The sequence below is a fragment of the Streptomyces sp. NPDC005438 genome, assembly GCF_040606315.1.
Lineage (GTDB): Bacteria > Actinomycetota > Actinomycetes > Streptomycetales > Streptomycetaceae > Streptomyces.
Map to the genome: position 1 here is coordinate 326,752 of NZ_JBEXEP010000005.1, position 16,719 is coordinate 343,470.

The 16,719-nt window shown below is 71.2% G+C and carries 16 protein-coding genes; 5 read left to right on the plus strand and 11 right to left on the minus strand.

Translation table 11 applies throughout. From position 1 onward, the window contains the following. Position 1: 1 nt before the first annotated feature. A complete protein-coding gene (locus ABZT14_RS13665) occupies positions 2-997 on the plus strand; it encodes an inorganic phosphate transporter (protein WP_356300897.1) in 996 nt (331 codons plus the stop codon). A 224-nt stretch (positions 998-1,221) separates the two neighbouring features. Here ABZT14_RS13665 and pstB read toward each other — a convergent pair whose 3' ends face one another. From pstB to pstS, 4 genes are all read right to left on the minus strand, one after another. Next, complete coding sequence (gene pstB, locus ABZT14_RS13670) at positions 1,222-1,998, minus strand: phosphate ABC transporter ATP-binding protein PstB (RefSeq protein WP_356300899.1); 777 nt, start codon at positions 1,996-1,998, stop codon at positions 1,222-1,224. A gap of 75 nt (positions 1,999-2,073) precedes the next feature. Then, complete coding sequence (gene pstA / locus ABZT14_RS13675) at positions 2,074-3,117, minus strand: phosphate ABC transporter permease PstA (protein ID WP_356300902.1); 1,044 nt, start codon at positions 3,115-3,117, stop codon at positions 2,074-2,076. After that, the gene (gene pstC / locus ABZT14_RS13680; RefSeq protein WP_356300905.1) at positions 3,114-4,163 is read right to left on the minus strand and encodes a phosphate ABC transporter permease subunit PstC; all 1,050 of its coding nucleotides are present in this window, start codon (positions 4,161-4,163) and stop codon (positions 3,114-3,116) included. The genes pstA and pstC overlap by 4 nt, the downstream gene beginning before the upstream one ends. Before the next feature lie 174 nt (positions 4,164-4,337). Further along, entirely contained in the window at positions 4,338-5,456 is a 1,119-nt protein-coding gene (pstS, locus tag ABZT14_RS13685) for a phosphate ABC transporter substrate-binding protein PstS (RefSeq protein WP_356300907.1), read from the minus strand. A 639-nt stretch (positions 5,457-6,095) separates the two neighbouring features. Here pstS and ABZT14_RS13690 point away from each other — a divergent pair. Next, positions 6,096-7,211, plus strand: coding sequence for an NlpC/P60 family protein (locus ABZT14_RS13690; protein ID WP_356300910.1), 1,116 nt, complete (start codon positions 6,096-6,098; stop codon positions 7,209-7,211). Positions 7,212-7,417: 206 nt separating this feature from the next. Here ABZT14_RS13690 and ABZT14_RS13695 read toward each other — a convergent pair whose 3' ends face one another. The 3 genes from ABZT14_RS13695 to ABZT14_RS13705 form a co-directional block, all read right to left on the minus strand. Further along, positions 7,418-7,687 (minus strand): hypothetical protein, encoded by a 270-nt coding sequence (locus tag ABZT14_RS13695; protein WP_356300913.1) that lies wholly within the window; start codon positions 7,685-7,687, stop codon positions 7,418-7,420. Continuing rightward, on the minus strand, positions 7,684-7,878 hold the full coding sequence (locus tag ABZT14_RS13700) for a hypothetical protein (RefSeq protein ID WP_356300915.1): 195 nt from the start codon (positions 7,876-7,878) through the stop codon (positions 7,684-7,686). The genes ABZT14_RS13695 and ABZT14_RS13700 overlap by 4 nt, the downstream gene beginning before the upstream one ends. A 367-nt stretch (positions 7,879-8,245) precedes the next feature. Continuing rightward, a complete protein-coding gene (locus ABZT14_RS13705; RefSeq protein WP_356300918.1) occupies positions 8,246-8,671 on the minus strand; it encodes a hypothetical protein in 426 nt (141 codons plus the stop codon). A gap of 947 nt (positions 8,672-9,618) precedes the next feature. Here ABZT14_RS13705 and ABZT14_RS13710 point away from each other — a divergent pair. Continuing rightward, positions 9,619-10,938 (plus strand): SpoIIE family protein phosphatase, encoded by a 1,320-nt coding sequence (locus tag ABZT14_RS13710; protein ID WP_356300921.1) that lies wholly within the window; start codon positions 9,619-9,621, stop codon positions 10,936-10,938. 52 nt (positions 10,939-10,990) lie between these two features. Here the strand turns inward: ABZT14_RS13710 and ABZT14_RS13715 are convergent, their stop codons facing one another. The 4 genes from ABZT14_RS13715 to ABZT14_RS13730 form a co-directional block, all read right to left on the minus strand. Next, entirely contained in the window at positions 10,991-11,350 is a 360-nt protein-coding gene (locus ABZT14_RS13715; protein ID WP_356300924.1) for a DUF2516 family protein, read from the minus strand. A gap of 265 nt (positions 11,351-11,615) precedes the next feature. Continuing rightward, positions 11,616-12,293: a hypothetical protein gene (locus ABZT14_RS13720; protein ID WP_356300927.1), complete on the minus strand. Its 678-nt coding sequence runs from the start codon at positions 12,291-12,293 to the stop codon at positions 11,616-11,618. 81 nt (positions 12,294-12,374) lie between these two features. After that, positions 12,375-12,860 carry a helix-turn-helix transcriptional regulator gene (locus ABZT14_RS13725; RefSeq protein ID WP_356300930.1) on the minus strand — a complete coding sequence of 162 codons (486 nt, stop codon included), beginning with the start codon at positions 12,858-12,860 and terminating at the stop codon, positions 12,375-12,377. A gap of 187 nt (positions 12,861-13,047) precedes the next feature. Further along, on the minus strand, positions 13,048-14,070 hold the full coding sequence (locus ABZT14_RS13730) for a helix-turn-helix domain-containing protein (RefSeq protein WP_356300933.1): 1,023 nt from the start codon (positions 14,068-14,070) through the stop codon (positions 13,048-13,050). Positions 14,071-14,130: 60 nt separating this feature from the next. Here ABZT14_RS13730 and ABZT14_RS13735 point away from each other — a divergent pair, with 60 nt between their 5' ends. Both ABZT14_RS13735 and ABZT14_RS13740 read left to right on the plus strand, forming a co-directional pair. Continuing rightward, positions 14,131-15,309: an MFS transporter gene (locus tag ABZT14_RS13735; RefSeq protein WP_356300936.1), complete on the plus strand. Its 1,179-nt coding sequence runs from the start codon at positions 14,131-14,133 to the stop codon at positions 15,307-15,309. 275 nt (positions 15,310-15,584) lie between these two features. Then, positions 15,585-16,493, plus strand: a complete 909-nt coding sequence (locus ABZT14_RS13740) for an aminoglycoside phosphotransferase family protein (RefSeq protein WP_356300938.1) — start codon at positions 15,585-15,587, stop codon at positions 16,491-16,493. Positions 16,494-16,719 lie beyond the last annotated feature (226 nt).

A 16,719-nucleotide genomic window follows, 5' to 3' on the forward strand; every position in this document is an offset into this window, starting at 1 on the left:
GGTGGAAACGTTCGCGCTGGTCGTGACCATCGGGGTCGCGCTGTTCTTCACGTACACCAACGGATTCCATGACTCGGCGAACGCCATCGCCACCTCCGTCTCCACCCGGGCGCTGACCCCCAGGGCAGCCCTGCTGATGGCGGCGGTGATGAACCTGGCCGGGGCCTTCCTGGGCAGCGGGGTCGCCAAGACCGTCAGCGAGGGGCTCATCGAGACCCCGACCGGCTCCCGGGGGATGGCGATCCTGTTCGCCGCCCTGGTGGGCGCCATCGTCTGGAACCTGATCACCTGGTACTTCGGGCTGCCCTCCTCCTCCAGCCACGCGCTGTTCGGCGGGATGGTCGGGGCCGCCCTGATCGGGGGCATCGGGGTCTACTGGTCGGGCGTGATCGAGAAGATCGTGCTGCCGATGTTCCTGTCGCCCATCGTGGGCCTGCTGTTCGGCTACGTGGCGATGCTGATCATCATGTGGATCTTCCGTCGGGCCAACCCCCACCGGGCCAAGAGGGGTTTCCGCATAGCCCAGACCGTCTCGGCCGCCGCGATGGCGCTGGGGCACGGGCTCCAGGACGCCCAGAAGACCATGGGCGTGGTGGTGATGGCCCTCACCATCGCGGACGTCCAGCAGGGCCAGGGCATCCCGGTGTGGGTCAAGATCGCCTGTGCGCTGATGCTGTCGCTGGGCACCTACGCCGGCGGCTGGCGCATCATGCGCACCCTCGGTCGGCGGATCATCGAACTCGACCCGCCGCAGGGGTTCGCGGCCGAGACCACCGCGGCCTCGGTGATGTACTCCGCGTCGTTCATGTTCCACGCGCCCATCTCCACCACCCACGTGATCACCTCCGCGATCATGGGCGTGGGCGCCACCAAGCGGGTCTCGGCGGTCCGTTGGGGCGTGGCCAAGAACATCATCATGGGCTGGTTCATCACCATGCCCGCCGCCGCCGGCATGGCCGCCCTCAGCTACGCGGCCGTGGCTCTGTTCATGGGCTGACCGGGCCCGGGCCGGAACCCTTCAGGGGTTGGGCGGGGGCCCCTCGGAGCACCGGCCCGCGCGGCACCGTACGGACGTGGGGTGGCCCGCCCCCTGGCTCCCGGGGGCGGGCCCGCCGTCCCACGGAGGCACCGCCATGCAGCTCCGTGGGACGGACCACTCCGGCGCTCCCCGTGCCACGGGTGTGAGCGGGGGCGGCGGAGAGCCTGTGTGGGGTGGTGGGATCAGCCGAAGCGGCCGGAGATGTAGTCCTCGGTGGCCTGGACGGACGGGTTGGAGAAGATCCGTTCGGTCTCGTCGATCTCGATCAGCTTCCCCGGCTGGCCCACCGCCGCCAGGTTGAAGAACGCGGTACGGTCCGACACCCGCGCCGCCTGCTGCATGTTGTGGGTGACGATCACGATGGTGAACTGGTTCTTCAGCTCGCCGACCAGGTCCTCGATGGCCAGGGTGGAGATCGGGTCCAGGGCGGAGCAGGGCTCGTCCATCAGCAGCACCTGCGGCTCCACGGCGATGGCCCGGGCGATGCACAGCCGCTGTTGCTGGCCGCCGGAGAGCCCCGAACCCGGCCGGTTGAGGCGGTCCTTGACCTCGTCCCACAGGTTGGCGCCGCGCAGTGAACGCTCCACGACCTCGTCCAGCTGGGCCTTGCGGTACTTCCCGGCCAGCCGCAGACCGGCCGCCACGTTCTCCCAGATGGACATGGTGGGGAAGGGGTTGGGGCGCTGGAAGACCATGCCGATGGTGGCGCGCACCCCCACCGGGTCCACGTCCGCGCCGTACAGGTCCTCGCCGTCCAGCAGCACCTTGCCCTCGACCCGGCCGCCGGGGGTGACCTCGTGCATCCGGTTCAGGGTGCGCAGGAAGGTGGACTTGCCGCAGCCGGAGGGGCCGATGAAGGCGGTCACCGAGCGGGGCTCCACGGTCATGGAGATGTCGTCGATGGCGCGGTGCTTGCCGTAGTAGGCGGAGAGGCCGCTGACGTCGATGCGCTTGGCCATGGGATCACGTCTTTTCTGCTTCGGGTGTGAGCTGGCGGTCGGGGCCCTGGCGGGGGCCTGAGGGCGGGTGCGGGGTCAGCGCTGGGGCGCCTTCCAGCGGGCGATGCCCCGGGCGGCCAGGTTGAGCACCATCACGAAGATGATCAGCGTCAGCGCTCCGGCCCAGGCACGGTCGATGGCCGCGTCGTTGCCGATCTTGTACTGGTTCCACACGTACAGCGGGAGTGACTCCTGCGCACCCTCGAAGGGGTTGGGGTTGATCTGCGGGTTGCCGAACACCAGCAGCATCACCGGCGCCGTCTCCCCGGTGACGCGGGCCACGGCCAGCATCACGCCGGTGGTGATCCCGCCCAGCGAGGTCGGCAGCACCACCTTGAGGATGGTCTTCCACTTCGGTACCCCGAGGGCGAGGGAGGCTTCCCGCAGCTCGTTGGGCACCAGTTTGAGCATCTCCTCGGTGGAGCGCACCACGATGGGCATCATCAGGATGGCCAGGGCCAGCGAGCCGGCGAAGCCGGAGGGGCCCAGGCCGAGGCCCAGGTTCCAGAAGGACAGCACGAACAGTCCGGCCACGATCGAGGGGATGCCGGTCATCACGTCCACGAAGAAGGTGACGGCCTGGGCGAGCTTGCCCCGCCCGTACTCCACCAGGTAGATGGCGGTGAGCAGTCCGATGGGGGCGGCGATCAGGGTGGCGAGGGCGACCTGCTCCAGGGTGCCGAGCAGGGCGTGGTAGATGCCGCCGCCGGGCTGGATGCTGGGGATGCCGTTCATGGAGTGGCTGAGGAAGTAGCCGTCCAGGGTCTTCGCGCCGTGCGAGACGGTGGTCCACCCGAGGGACACCAGGGGCACCACGGCGATCACGAAGCACAGCCACACCAGGCTGGTGGCGACCCGGTCCTTGGCCTGGCGGGAGTTCTCCAGCACCGAGGTGACCAGGTAGGTGCCGCCGACGAACAGCAGGCCGGCGATCAGGCCCCACTGGACGCGGCTTTCGAGTCCGAGGCCCAGGCCGAGGGCCGCGCCGAGCAGTACGGCGACGGCGGCCAGGGCGGCCGGGCCCCAGCGGGGCACCCGGCGGCGGGTGAGGCTGGGCGTGGACGCGGTCAGCTGGCTCATGCGTTGGCCCCCGAGTACTCCTTGCGGCGGGCGATGATCATGCGCGCGGCTCCGTTGACCAGCAGGGTGATGACGAAGAGGACCAGGCCGGAGGCGATCAGCGCGTCCCGGCCGAAGTCGTTGGCCTCGTTGAACTTGGCGGCGATGTTCTGGGCGAAGGTGCCGCTGCCGGGGTCCAGCAGGTGCCAGGAGAACAGGAAGCTGGGCGACAGCACGGTGGCCACCGCCATGGTCTCGCCCAGGGCGCGGCCCAGGCCGAGCATCGAGGCGGAGATGATGCCGGAGCGGCCGAAGGGCAGCACCGACATGCGGATGACCTCCCAGCGGGTGGCGCCCAGGGCCAGGGCGGCCTCCTCGATCATCTTCGGCGCCTGGAGGAACACCTCGCGGGTGACGTTGGTGATGATTGGCAGGATCATGATCGCCAGCAGTACGCCGACGGTGAAGATGGACCGGGCCGGGCTGCCGGGGTTCTCCATGTCGAACAGCACGGTCCAGCCGAAGTACTCGTCCAGCCAGCGGCACAGCCCGTCCAGGTACGGCACCAGGAACAGGGCGCCCCACAGCCCGTAGATGATCGAGGGCACGGCGGCCAGCAGGTCGATCACGTACGCCAGGGGCGCGGCGACGCGGCGGGGCGCGTAGTGGGAGATGAACAGGGCGATCCCCACCGCGACCGGAACCGCGACGATCATCGCGATCAGTGAGCTGACCAGGGTGCCGAAGGCCAGTACCCCGATGCCGAAGGCCGGTTCGGGGGCCTGCGGGTTCCACTCGAAGGCGGTGAGGAAGTTGACGGTGTTGTCGGACAGGGCGATCGCGGCCCGGTAGCCGAGGAAGACGGCGATGGCCGCCATGATCACCAGCAGGGCGATCCCGGAGCCTCGGGACAGTCCACGGAAGACCCGGTCACCCACGCGTATGGAGGACCTGCCGGACGAGGGGGGTCGCTGGTCGGTCGGGGGCTTGGCGTCCGCGTCCGGGCGCTGTGGCGAGTCGGGCGCCCGCCCCGTCTCGGGGGGTGCGCTGGGGGAGGGGATTTCCATCTCTTCTCCGGTCTGGGTGGGGACTTCCGTCCCCGAGGAGGCGGTGCACCGGATGGGGGGGGCGACCGGCCCGGGCCGGCGGGCCGTCGGCGAGGAGGCCGCGGGGTCCGTGGCGCTGCCTCGGACTGGTCGCCTGCGCCGGGTCCGGTGGTGTGCCGGACCCGGCGGGCTGGGTCAGGAGAGGGTCGGGATCAGCTTCCGCACCTTCTCGGCGATCTCCGGCGGCAGCGGGGCGTAGCCGTTGTCGCTGAGGGTGGACTGACCGTCCTCGCTGGCGGTGTAGGTCAGGAAGCTCTTGGTGGCGTCCAGGGTCTCCTTCTTGTTGCCCTTGTCGCAGGCGATCTCGTAGGTGACCAGGATGATCGGGTACGCGCCGTCGGCCTTGGTGCCGTAGTTCAGCTCCAGTGCCAGGTCCTTGCCCTTGCCGACGACCTTGGCGTCCGCGATGGCCTTGGACGCGTTGTCGGTGGTGGCCTCCACCGGGTCGGCGGCACCGGTGTCGACCTTGACGGTGCTCAGCTTGTTGCTGGTGGCGTACGACAGCTCGAAGTAGCCGATGGCGCCCTCGGTCTGCTTCACCTGCTGGGCCACACCGGAGGAGCCGGACGCGGACTGGCCGCCCTTGGCGGGCCAGGACTTCTCGTCCTCGTAGCCCCAGTCGGACTTGGCGGTGGTGCCCAGGTACTTGCCGAGGTTCTGGGTGGTGCCGGACTCGTCCGAGCGGTGGAAGGCCTGGATGTCGGAGGAGGGGAGCTTGGCGTCGGGGTTGAGCTTCTTGATCGCCGCGTCATCCCACTTCTTGATCTTGGAGTCGAAGATCTTGGCGATGGTGGGAGCGTCCAGCACCAGGTCCTTCACGCCGGGCAGGTTGTAGGCGATGGCCACGGGCCCGCCCAGCATCGGGATGTTGACGCCCTGACCGGTCTTGCAGACCTTCTTGGAGTTGGCCACCTCGTCCGGCTTCAGCGCGGAGTCGGAGCCGGCGAAGGCGGTGGTGCCCTGGAGCCACTCCTGGATTCCGCCGCCGGAACCGATGTCCTTGTAGTTGATCTGGGTGTCGCCGCAGGCGGCCATGTAGTTCTTGGTCCACAGGTCCACCGCGTTCTTCTGGGCGCTGGAACCCGAGGCCAGAAGCTTGCCCTTGCCCTCGCACTTGATGTTGCTGGCCGCCGGGCTCTTCTCGCCGCCGCCGGAGTTGTCGTCCGAACCGCAGGCGGTGAGTACCAAGGCTCCGGTGACCGCGAGAGCGCCCACGGCGATCCCGCGAAGCCGGTTGGTGCGCTGAAGCTTCACTTCGTTCAGTTCCTTCCAGGTCGCCGGCCAGGTCGGCGTGGGGACGGTGGGTTGTGCACGGGTCGTGCGCTGTCCTCGGCCCACCGGCCCCTCGACGGGGTGGCGGTCGGACCGCTGGGTCCAGCCCACTGGCTGTGGCGTGCCCGGGTGGGCGACGCGCTCTTCACGCTGCCGAAATTAAGCAGATCAAGTGAAGTGGCCAACGGGGCCGGGTGAACGCGAGGTGAACCTCAACCGTCAACCCCGTGGCCCTGGTCTCGGTCCGGTTACCGCCCCGCTCCCGGGCCCCTCCCGGCCGCCCCGCCTCCCGGGTACGCCCGGCTCCTGGTGCCCGGCCCGAGGGTGTCCCCCGGCCTCCCCTGGCCTTGCCCCGGGGGGTCCCGGAGCCGCCCGGACCGTACCCCGGGGGGCCTCGCGGCGGAGGTGACGGGGCTGGCTGGTTCCCGCCCGTGGGGGAGGGGCGGCACCGTACGAGCGTCGGGCCGAGGCGGTGTCCGGGACCCCTCGGTCGGGGTGTTCCGTCCCCATCTTCCCCGTTCGTGGGGGTAGTTGACGCCCCGGAACCACCCAACGCCTCTGTCATGGCCGGCCGTAACGTGGCAATATCCGCGAGAGTCGGAACTGAAGGGGGCGGATCGGATGGGACAGCGCGCGGATCGGGCCGGTCGCCGGAACACGACCCTGGTGGTCGCCTGTGCCATGGGTCTGCTGCTGGCCACCCCGGTGGCTGCCCAGGCCGCCCCCGTGAAGCCCCCGCCCAGCCCGTCCCCCGAGTCCCCCGAGGGGCTGACCCCCGGCGGGCAGCCTCAGCCCTCACCCGGCGAGCAGCGCCTGGAGCGCATCCGCGCCCAGGTGGAACGGCTGCACGACGAGGCCGGCTCCGCCACCGAGGCGTACAACAAGGCCGAGGAGAAGGCCAAGAAGCAGCGGAAGGCCTACGACCGGCTGCGGAAGAAGGTACGTACGGCCGAGGGCGAACTGTCCCGCCTGAACCTGTCGGCCGGGGCCATGGCCCGTGCCCAGTACCGCAACGGCGGGATGCCGGCCGAGGCCCAGCTGATGCTGGAGGACGACCCGGTCACCTTCCTGCGGGACGCCGGACTGCTCCGCAAGGGACAGCGCGCCACCCGGGGTGTGATCACCGAACTCGGCGGCATCAAGAAGCAGTTGGACGCCAACGCCAAGAAGGCCAGCGGCAAGTGGAAGCAGCTGGAGGCCAACCGCAAACGGAAGGCGTCCGCCAAGAAGAAGATCAACAGCCGGCTCAAGGAGGCCAGGAAGCTGGAATCCCAGCTGGCCGCCGACGAGTTGAAGAAGCTGCTCCGGCTGGAGGACAAGACCGCCAAGGCCCGCCAGGCCAAGTGGCTGGAGTCCGGGATCCTGGACGAGATCAGCGACCGCGCGTCCAAGAAGGGCGCCAAGGCCATCGGCTTCGCCACCGACCAGATCGGCAAGGACTACGAGTGGGGCGCCGAGGGCCCGCTCACCTACGACTGCTCGGGACTGATGCTGCGCGCCTGGGAGTCCGCCGGGGTACGGATTCCGCGTACCTCCCAGGAACAGTGGCGGCTGCTGGAACGGGTACCGATCGCCGAGATGCGCCCCGGGGACCTGATCATCTACAAGAGCGACGCCAGCCATGTCGGGATGTACGTGGGCAAGGGCTCCATGGTCCACGCCCCGCGCACCGGCCGGCAGATCACCCTCGCCGGAGCCGGTTCGCTGCCGATCCTGGGCGTGGTACGCCCGGACTAGGGTGTGTCGTTCGGATCACCGCGAGGCTCGCGTGCGGTGTCACCGAGCGTGCCGCACCTCGCCGCGTTGTCGCTGTAGGTCGCCGTGGGCCGCTGCCGCCGATGCGCTGCATCGACTCCTCCTCCGCCCTGCTGTGCCCCACGGCCCACCACACCAGAACGCGCTCCCTGATCTCCCAACATCCGAACGACACACCCTGGGACCCTTCATCGGGTCTGGTCGTCTGTTGGGGGGCTGGGAGGCGGACGCCGGTAGAGGTGAACGGAGAGCCCGCAGTGGAAGACGCCCATAGCCCAGGTGAACACGGCCAGAGCTGGGTGGTCGTGCCAGATCACACCGCTGACGGGAATCTGGATGAAGCCGAGCTCGGCGAAGACAACGGGCCAGATGGTCAGCGTTGGGTCCGTTGCCACTCTCCACAGGGACCAGCCGACGGCGACCGCGACGACGGAGGCGATGATGACGATGCCGGTCACTGGTCCTCCCGGGGGTCGAGACGGTCGTGCATCCACCGGACGTCGGCCGCGGTGACGTGCGCGCCACCGGTGCGGGCGACGTGGATGGTGGTGGGCTGACCGTCACCGCCCCTCGTCCGGGCCCGATCCAGACGGCAGGACCGCGAGCCGCCGTCGGGCGGTGTGCGCCCGTCAGGGCGGTCCGGGGACATCACGGCACCTCGTCCCGGTGGCGAGTTCGTAGTCGTCGCGGGTGACGCCTGTACGTGCTGGAGGGCGGCGGTCATCCGGCGGACCGTGTCGACCATCAGCCGAAGAGCTGTCCGCGCTGTGGTGGGAGCCGGCCCGTGAGTGACTTCCCACTCGGCGCGCGTGACGGCGACTCGCTCGGCGCTGGCGCTGCCGTTCTCCAGCGCGGCGACGGCCGCGCTGCCCCGCGCCCGGACGGTACGGACTCCCACGGAGTCTCATCCCAAGTCCAAGCAGCGCACGTCAAGTTCGCCGGTGGCACCGCCAAGTGCCACGCCCTTCCGCAGTCGGTGCCCCGGCGTCCGGGGGTGGTGGGGCCGTGCTTGGCCGTCAACGGGCCTGTCCTTCGCACTCGTACCGGTTCAGCGCGTCAGTGGCGGCCTTGACGCGCTCGTTGTACACCGGGTCGACGATGTCCTTGACCCGCGCACCCGCCTTCAGCCTGCCCGCCGTGGTGTCGACCGCCTTGTTCACCACACGGAAGTCGTCGGCGACCTCCGGTGGTGTGCTGGCCTTCATCGGCTTGGCTAGGTAAGAGATCATCGTGGCCCTGCGCCGCAGGTCCTTCATGTCCAGCGGATTTCCGTGGAGGGCTTTGGCCACCTCGGCCCGGAAGAAGACGACGTGCACCTCGTAGGTGGAGAGGCCGAGGCAGAAAGCCGAGGCCTTGGTGGCACTCGGAGAACTGGACGGCGTCGGGGTGGACTTCGGCGGTCGGTACTCCGGGGAGCTCGAACAGCCCACCGTCGTGAGCACCGCGGCCAGTACGACCGTCCACCCACGTGAGGAGGACACCACGGAGCGGAGCACCCCCGTGTCCCAGGGGAGAACCCGCCCGTGCACGGTGCGGACGGGGCCGCTCCTTCCGCCTGTGTGCCGACCACCTCGGCTCCGCCGCACGGAACTCACGGGGGCCGCTGGAGCCGTTGCCTGCGGACGGCTCCTCAAGGTCATGCTCATGGCGCCTTCCAGGAACTGTTCGGTGTGGTCTCGCGACTCCGGTCCCGATCCGGGCTGGGGCCGCCCCGCACATCCGCCCTGGGGCGGGCCCAGGGGGGGGGTGGGCGGAAGCGTCGGGAAGCGAGCCGCACCGCCCGTTCACCTACACGGCGCGGCGTCCGCTCTCCGAACTCCGGGACCTCATGCAACACCGCGGCGCCCCCGTTCAGCAGCTCCACCCGGCGCGATGAACACGGAAACCACCGCGCCGCCGCACTTCTCACGCCGGTCAACCCGCGTACGCCGCCCTTCGTGTGGCCCTCACATCGAGCAACTCCCCTCCTCCGAGGGGGACTTTGAACCGGTCGCCCCAGGGCTGGTTGACGCCCGGGCCGGTACGCCGAGGTCCTCCCCCGCGACGCGGGCCCGTCCTCGTGGGGGAGTCGTGGGGTCCTCGTTGCCGGTGCCCTGGCTCGGTCACCGATCGGGGGGTGTGAGAGGTTCGGTGGGCACCCTGTGGGTGCTTGGTGAAGGTGACCTTGGTCATGTTCGGGCCTCAACTGCCCGTTGACCAGGGGCATATGCCCACGGCCTGTGAGGGGGCATTCCCTCCGAAGCCCCGGTGCCGTTATGGTCACCCGCGAAAGACGGTGCGCGTCACACCTGTGCTTCCCCGATCCAGGGACGAGCCGCGCCACCGACGCACGGCGACCGGAACGGTGCCGCTCGGGGGAGGGGCTCGGGGAAGGAAGAGGAACGGAGCGATGCGTATGCCTGTGCGGCGAGGTGAGACCACGGCCAAGCCCCTACGGGCCATACCCCGGCAGTCCACCGATCCCGAGGCCGCGCCCCACGCGCCGTCCGCCCTCCCCTCACCGTTGACCCTGCTGGTGGTGGAGGACGACCCGGAGCGCACCCTCGACCTGCCGGAGATGCTGGACCCGACCGGCAAGCCGGCCCGTGTCCGTACCGCCCGCAACCTCACCGAGGTCGAGCGGCTGCTGACCGACGACGTGCACTGCATCCTGCTGGACCTGGCGCTGCCGGAACACGGGGCGCAGGCCGCCGGTACGCCCGAGTCCGCCGAGGCGCCCGCCGCCCAACAGGAGCCGGACACCGACGAGTTGGCGACCCTGCGCAGGGTGCTGCGGATGGCACCCCGGCACGCGGTGCTGGCCCTCGCCGACGGCAGCGACGCCGAACTGGCCGCCGAGGCCGTACGGGTGGGCGCCCAGGACTACCTGTTCCGCGACGAGTTGGACGGCCGGCTGCTGAACCGGGTGATCCGCTACGCGGTGGAACGCAAGCGGGCCGACCTCGCCCAACGGCAACTGACCGAGTCACGGCTGCACGCCCAGGAGAACGCCCGACTGGAACGGGGACTGCTGCCCACCCCCCTGCTGGACGGCTCCCGGCTGAGGTTCGCCTCCCGGTACCGCCCCGGGCGGGAGAGAGCCCTGCTCGGCGGCGACTTCTACGACACCGTGCGTACCCCGGACGGCACCGTGCACGCCATGATCGGTGACGTGTGCGGCCACGGCCCGGACGAGGCCGCCCTCGGGGTCGAACTGCGCATCGCCTGGCGGACCCTGACCTTCGCCGGACTCAGCGGGGAACACCTGCTCGGCACCCTCCAGCAGGTGCTGGAACACGAGCGGTCCAGCGAGGAGATCTTCGCGACCCTGTGCACCGTGGACATCGACCCGGACCAGGGCGCCGCCCAGGTCTGCCTGGCCGGCCACCCCTCACCCCTGCTGGCCGACGGCCGGGGCGGGGTGCGCGCGCTGAGCTACCGCAACAGCGGTCCGGCGCTGGGCCTGCTGCCGGCGTACGAGTGGACCTGCGAACCGGTCACCCTGGACCACGACTGGGCGCTGCTGATGTACACCGACGGCCTCATCGAGGGGCACGTCGGCGAGGGCCGCGCCCGACTGGGGCAGGAGGGCCTGGTGGAACTGGTGGCCGGCACCATGGCCGAGGGCACCAGGGGCGAACGGCTGCTGGACGCCGTGCTGTCGGAGGTGCACCAGCTGAACGGGGGCGAACTCACCGACGACATGGCCGCCCTGCTGCTGGAGAGCTGAAGCGGCCTCCGGGAAGCCGGGGCGCCTCGCGCCAGGGGCCGTCCGGCCCGGGTCAGCGCCCGTTGAAGGGCCCGTACGGTCCGTCACTGCTGGAACCGCCGCGCCGGCCCCAGCCGCCGCTGCCCCGTCCCCGGCTGACCTCCCGCACGGCGGGACGTACGTCCACCATGTAGACGATGTTGGCGATCAACCCGGCGATCTGGAGGAAGAACAGCCCGAGGGGCAGCAGATGGACCACCATCACCACGCCCAGCATGATCAGCCAGAAGACCTTGGTCTGCTTGTCCGTGGCCCGGAAGGCGTCCTCCCGCCGGATCAGCGCGTCCACGAAGCAGAAGACGGCGAACAGGAACATGGCCAGCACCAGCCAGCCGAACAGGCTGTAGACGTTCTGAATCAGCGGGCTTTCCATCGTGCGAGGCACCTCCGGCTCCATCTGGCTTCTGCCACCGTACCCGCCCCGACCGCCGGGCACGCCGCCCGTACCGGGGCCGCCACCGACATACCGCCGACATACCGCGAACACGGCGCGAACACGGCGCGAACACGGCACGGAGGCGGCGGCGGACGGGGCGCGGAAACGGCCCGGAAACGGTGACGCCGGACCGCCCGGCACCGGAGTGCGGGGGCGGCCCGGCGTCACCACCGGTCCCGGTACGGGGACCAGTGGGTGAGGGTCAGGAGGAGGTGTTCTGACCGCCGGTCTTCTTGGTGGCCTTGGCCGTCGTCGCCTTGTCGGTGGCACCGGCCTTGTTGGTGGTACCGGTCGACTTCGGGGTGGTCTTCCGGGTGCCGGTGGCCTTCTTGGCGGTGGCCTTCCGGGTGGTCGCCCCACCACTGGAACCGGTGGTCGACCCGGCCTTGGTGCCGTTCGCCGGCTTGGTGGCACCCGAGGCGGTGGCGCTCCCGCTCTTGGTGCCGGCACCGGTGGGCTCCTGGGCCACCCGGGGCTCCACCACGGTGACCGGCTCACGCTCCACGGTCACCGACGGGGCCTCCTCCTCGCCCCGCCAGGTACGCACCGCGCCCCGGCCGCGCTGGGCCAGGTCGTCGTAGGCCTCCCGGGCCTTCACCGCGTACTCCGCCGCCACCCCGACGCTCTGCAGAGCGAGGGTCTGCGCCTGCTCACGCAGCTTCTTCAGGTCCGCGTCCAGGTCGTCCAGCACCCCGGAGACCCGCGCCTGGGTGGCCTTGGCCTGCTGGTTGAACTTGTCCTGGAGTTCCTTGGTGTCGGTGGCCCGCACGGCGGCGATGCGCCCGGGAGCCTCCTCGCGGATCTTGTCGATCACCCCGGCCGCGAAGTACAGCGGGGTCGGGTCGCTGAGGGACTTGCGGATGTCGTTGGCGATGGGCATGGGAACCCTCCCTGTGGCTCTACGTCTGTCTGTGTTCGCTTGCTTACGTTCCGAGTTGGCGATGTACGCGTTCTACCGCGCTCATCCGCCCTCGCGCCGCATCTCGGTCCCCGTGGCGTTGTCAGGGCCCCGACTCCCGTTCGAGGGGCCGGCCGGGTCGAGGTCGCCGTCCGAGGGCTCCCCGGGGTTCGCCGCCTTCGCCGAACTCCCCTCCCGCTGCGCCGGGTTGTGGCCGTTCTGCTCCCGGAAGGAGGTGTAGATCTGGAGCAGCGCCTGCTTCTGCTGCTCGGTGATCGTCGGGTCGGCGAGCACCGCCGCCGGCACCGCGAGTTCCTCCCGCTCCCGTTCGTCCAGAATCCCGGCCTGCACATAGAGCGTCTCGGCCGAGATCCGCAACGCCTTCGCCAGCTGTTGCAGGATCTCCGCGCTGGGCTTGCGCAGCCCCCGCTCGATCTGGCTCAGGTACGGATTGGACACCCCGGCGGCGTCAGCGAGTTGCCGCAACGACAACTTCGCCGTCCGCCGCTGCTCCCGCAGGAACTCGCCCAGTCCGTTCAGTGAGGCCATGTCCGCAAGGGTGCACCCGCCTGCTAACAATTGCAAGCGCTTCGCTTGCAGGAGTGTCTGAGGTCACGGAGTGGGGCCCGGCCGTGCGTGCCGGCCGCCCTCGGCCGACCCGCCGCGCGGCCCCGTTCCCAGCCGACCCGCGACCGCGCCCGGCCGGGTTGCCCGCCCGAACCACCAGGTCACGGGCCTACGGTGACCGTGGCTGGGGAGAGGGCGCCGCGCCATCGGGCGGTGACCGGTCGTGCCGGACCGTCTCGACCAGCACATCGCCCGCCTCGGTCCGGTAGTACAGCACCGACCGCCCCGCGCGGCGACGTCGGAGGAGGCCCGCGTCCAGCAGGATCCTCAGATGCCGTCCCACCGAGCCCAGGGACAGCCCGGTCAGGGCCACCAGCTGGGTGGTGCTCATCGGTGTGCCCAGGAGGGCGAGGATCCGCGCCCGCCCCGCCCCGAGCAGGGCGCCCAGTGCCTGGGGCGTCGAACGGTCCTCCTCCCCGGACAGTACGCCCGAGCAGGGGTACACCAGGGCGTACCGGTGGGGCTCGTCCCAGGTCACCCAGCCACGGCTCGGGGTGACGGGGACGAACAGGAGCTGCGCGCCGGCGATGTCGCGGGGTGGGAGGTCGTGCGCGTTGATCCGCAGTCGGCCCTCGCCCAGCCAGCGGGTGCGGGGGCGTAGACCGTCGAGGGCCGTGGCCCAGCCGCCGTCGCTCAACTGCCGGGTGCGGGAGACGACATCGGCCTCCAGGACGCGGCGGCGCCGCTCCCAGTCGGGCAGCACGGTCCGGGTCCACACCCACTCCAGCAGGGCGGCTGAGCGTTCGGGGAGGTCGTCGCGGCGCAGCGCGCCGGCGAGGGAGCCGCCCCCCAGCGCGGTCACCAGGTCGGCGCGGGCGGTCGCGGGCGGCGTGGTTCTCACGCGCCGCAGTTCCTCGTCGACGTGCGGTACGCCGTCGCCCACCGGGACCGGGGTGAGGAAGTCGGCGATCCAGCCGTACCGGAGCCCGGCTCGCACCACGGCCGCCGCGACCGGGTCGCGGGCCAACCGCTCGCGGTAGGCGGGCAGATGGGCCGCCAACCACTTCCGCCGCGCCGGGTGGGAGGCGACGGCCTCCTCCAGGTCGATCAGGGCGGCCACGGTCTCGGACAAGGGCGAGATCACGAACCGGCCGCGCGCCAGGGTGTCCGCGTCCAGCAGCCACAGTCCCATCGTTTCGCCTCCGCGCGAAACACTAACCCCGCCCCGGCGACCCCTCGGACACTCCCCGTCATGCGCACCTACCGAGAACTGTTCCGCACCCCGGAGTTCGTACCGCTCTTCGCCACCAGCGCACTGTCGGTAGCCGCCTCCACGGTGAGCGGACTGGCCCTCGGCACCCTGGTCCACTCCACCACCGGCTCCCCACTGCTCTCCGCCCTCGCCATGTTCGGGCCCTCCCTCGCGCAGGTCGTCGGCGCGGCCACCCTGCTGTCGGCCGCCGACCGGCTCCGCCCACGCACCGCGATGACCAGGATCACCCTGGCTTTCGCGGTGGCCGTCGCCGTCCAGGCCGTTCCGGGGCTGCCGGTGTGGGCGGTCTTCGCGGTCCTGGCGGTCCAGGGGCTGATCGCCTCCGTCGGAGGCGGGCTCCGCTACGGACTGCTCAACGAAATCCTCACCAGGGACGGCTACCTGCTGGGGCGTTCGGTGTTCAACATGGCCGCCGGCATCCTTCAGGTCTCCGGCTACGCCCTCGGCGGCGTCCTCGTCGTCTGGCTGTCGCCACGTGGCGCGCTGCTCGTCGGCGCGTCGCTGTACGTGGCCGCCGTGGCCGTCGCCCGCCTCGGCCTCACCGACCGCCCGCCCCGGGCCGTCGGTCGCCCGTCGGCCGCCGCCACCTGGCGGGTCAACGTACGGCTGTGGTCCTCCGTGCCCCGGCGCTACGTCTACCTGGCGCTGTGGGTGCCCAACGGACTCGTCGTGGGCTGCGAATCCCTCTACGTCTCCTATGCCCCCGCACACGCGGGAACGCTCTTCGCGTGTGCCGCGCTCGGTATGTTCGTCGGCGACGTGCTCGCCGGGCGTTTCCTCCCGCTGCGCTGGCGGGAACGCCTCGGCGCCCCCCTGCGGTTGCTGCTCGCCGTGCCGTATCTGTTGTTCTTCACGGAACCGGGGCTTCCCCTCGCGTTGGCCGCTGTCACCCTGTCCTCCGTCGGCTTCGCGGCGAGCCTGCTGCTCCAGGAACGCCTGATGCTGCTGACGCCCGACGAACTGAGCGGCCAGGCCCTCGGCCTGCACTCCTCCGGGATGCTCACCCTTCAGGGAGTCGGCGCCCTCCTCGCGGGTGCCGTCGCCGAACTCACCACCCCCGCGCTCGCGATGACGGCCATGGCCGTCGCCTCCGTCACCGTCACCCTGGCGCTCGCTCCCGGACTGCGAGGACGTCCGCCGACCGTCGCCACCGCGTGAGCGCGGGTACGGCGGAAGCGGCCGGGCGGGGTGGCCACCCCGGCGTGCCGGCCCGGCCCCCGCCAGTGATGCCCTCAGAGCACGCTGCCCGGTGGATCTCTCGGACGGGTGGAGGGGCCGGACGTTGGCCGTCTCCACCCGTCCCCTCACCCACCGTCCGCACCACCCGGGTCGATCGCTTCTCGTGGTTCGGCTTTCGCCGGGACAGGTCACCCCGCGTTCTCCTCGGCGCCGGGCAGAGTGGTGTCGACGACCACACGACCTCGGGGGCGCGCGTGACCGCTGGGTGTTTCGCCGGATGGGAGGACCTCGCCGAACGGCGGGGTCTGAGTGACCCGCAACTGGTGGGCAGGGGGCTGGAGTTCTCCGTCTACCGTGCCCGGGGGCGCGACGGTCGCCCCGTCGCCGTACGGGTCGCGCGGGGGCGGTACGAGGCGAACGCCAACGACCCCCACGTCGACACCCGGGCGCTCCTGACGCAGGAGTACCGGATCGCGCGACACCTGGCCGCCCACGGTCTGCCCGTCGCCCGACCGAGGGAACTGGTGCTGGCGGAGGGGGTCGGCCCGGACGTGCTGCTGTCCGAGTACGTCCCCGACGACGGTTCGCCCCCCGACCCCGTCGCGCTCGGGGAGCTGCTGGCGCGCCTCCACCGGGTGCCGCCGCCGCGCCTGGTTCCCGTCGCGGCGGAGGGGGTGTCCACCGCGAGGGCGGTCACCGCGCGTATCGGGCGCCGTTGGGCCGAGGTCGGCCGGTGGGTGGACGACTGGCCCGGCCCACCGGACGCGTCCCTCGTCGCCGGCCGCCTCGGCGACCTCCCGGCGGGCGGCCTCCTCCACCTCGACGTCCGCGCCGACAACCTCCGGTCCCGGCAGGGGCGGGTCGACGCCCTGCTGGACTGGTCGAACGCCCTGCTGGGGCCCGCCCCGTTGGAGTTCGGGCGGCTGGCCGAGTACGCCCGCCACCCGGAGAACGGTCTCGACCCGGAGGCGGTCCGCAGGGGCTACGGGCGGTGGGCGGAGGTGCCGTCGGAGGGTGACCCCCGCCTGTGGGTGGCCCGGCTGGACGCCGCCCTGATGCTGGCGCTGGTCTTCCTCTCCGAGGCGCCGGACCCGGTACGCGGGCCGGCGGCGGCCGACCGGGCACGGGAGGCCGCGCTCAGGCTGGTCGCCTCCCGCGCGTGACCGTCCCCGTACCCGCCACGGCCCGCCCTTCGGCGGCAGGGCCCGCCGTCCACCCGTGCTCCCTCCACCGGCAGGGGCGCGATGTAGGGAGCCCTCACCAGGTGGGGGCGCCCGGCCTTGTCCCTCGGCCGGGACGGGCTCGACTTCCCTGGTGGAGCGGGTGGTTGGGGCCCCGGTGGTTCAGGTCTCCGGGGTCTGGCGTTGACAGGCGACGGTTGTGAGTGTT

Coding starts and splice junctions, on each gene's coding strand:
- ABZT14_RS13725 (WP_356300930.1), bottom strand. CDS start 12,860: ATGGCCTCACTGAACGGACTGGGCGAGTTCCTGCGGGAGCAGCGGCGG.
- ABZT14_RS13720 (WP_356300927.1), bottom strand. CDS start 12,293: ATGCCCATCGCCAACGACATCCGCAAGTCCCTCAGCGACCCGACCCCG.
- ABZT14_RS13730 (WP_356300933.1), bottom strand. CDS start 14,070: ATGGGACTGTGGCTGCTGGACGCGGACACCCTGGCGCGCGGCCGGTTC.
- pstC (WP_356300905.1), bottom strand. CDS start 4,163: ATGGAAATCCCCTCCCCCAGCGCACCCCCCGAGACGGGGCGGGCGCCC.
- ABZT14_RS13715 (WP_356300924.1), bottom strand. CDS start 11,350: ATGGAAAGCCCGCTGATTCAGAACGTCTACAGCCTGTTCGGCTGGCTG.
- ABZT14_RS13710 (WP_356300921.1), top strand. CDS start 9,619: ATGCGTATGCCTGTGCGGCGAGGTGAGACCACGGCCAAGCCCCTACGG.
- ABZT14_RS13735 (WP_356300936.1), top strand. CDS start 14,131: ATGCGCACCTACCGAGAACTGTTCCGCACCCCGGAGTTCGTACCGCTC.
- pstB (WP_356300899.1), bottom strand. CDS start 1,998: ATGGCCAAGCGCATCGACGTCAGCGGCCTCTCCGCCTACTACGGCAAG.
- ABZT14_RS13700 (WP_356300915.1), bottom strand. CDS start 7,878: ATGTCCCCGGACCGCCCTGACGGGCGCACACCGCCCGACGGCGGCTCG.
- ABZT14_RS13690 (WP_356300910.1), top strand. CDS start 6,096: ATGGGACAGCGCGCGGATCGGGCCGGTCGCCGGAACACGACCCTGGTG.
- pstA (WP_356300902.1), bottom strand. CDS start 3,117: ATGAGCCAGCTGACCGCGTCCACGCCCAGCCTCACCCGCCGCCGGGTG.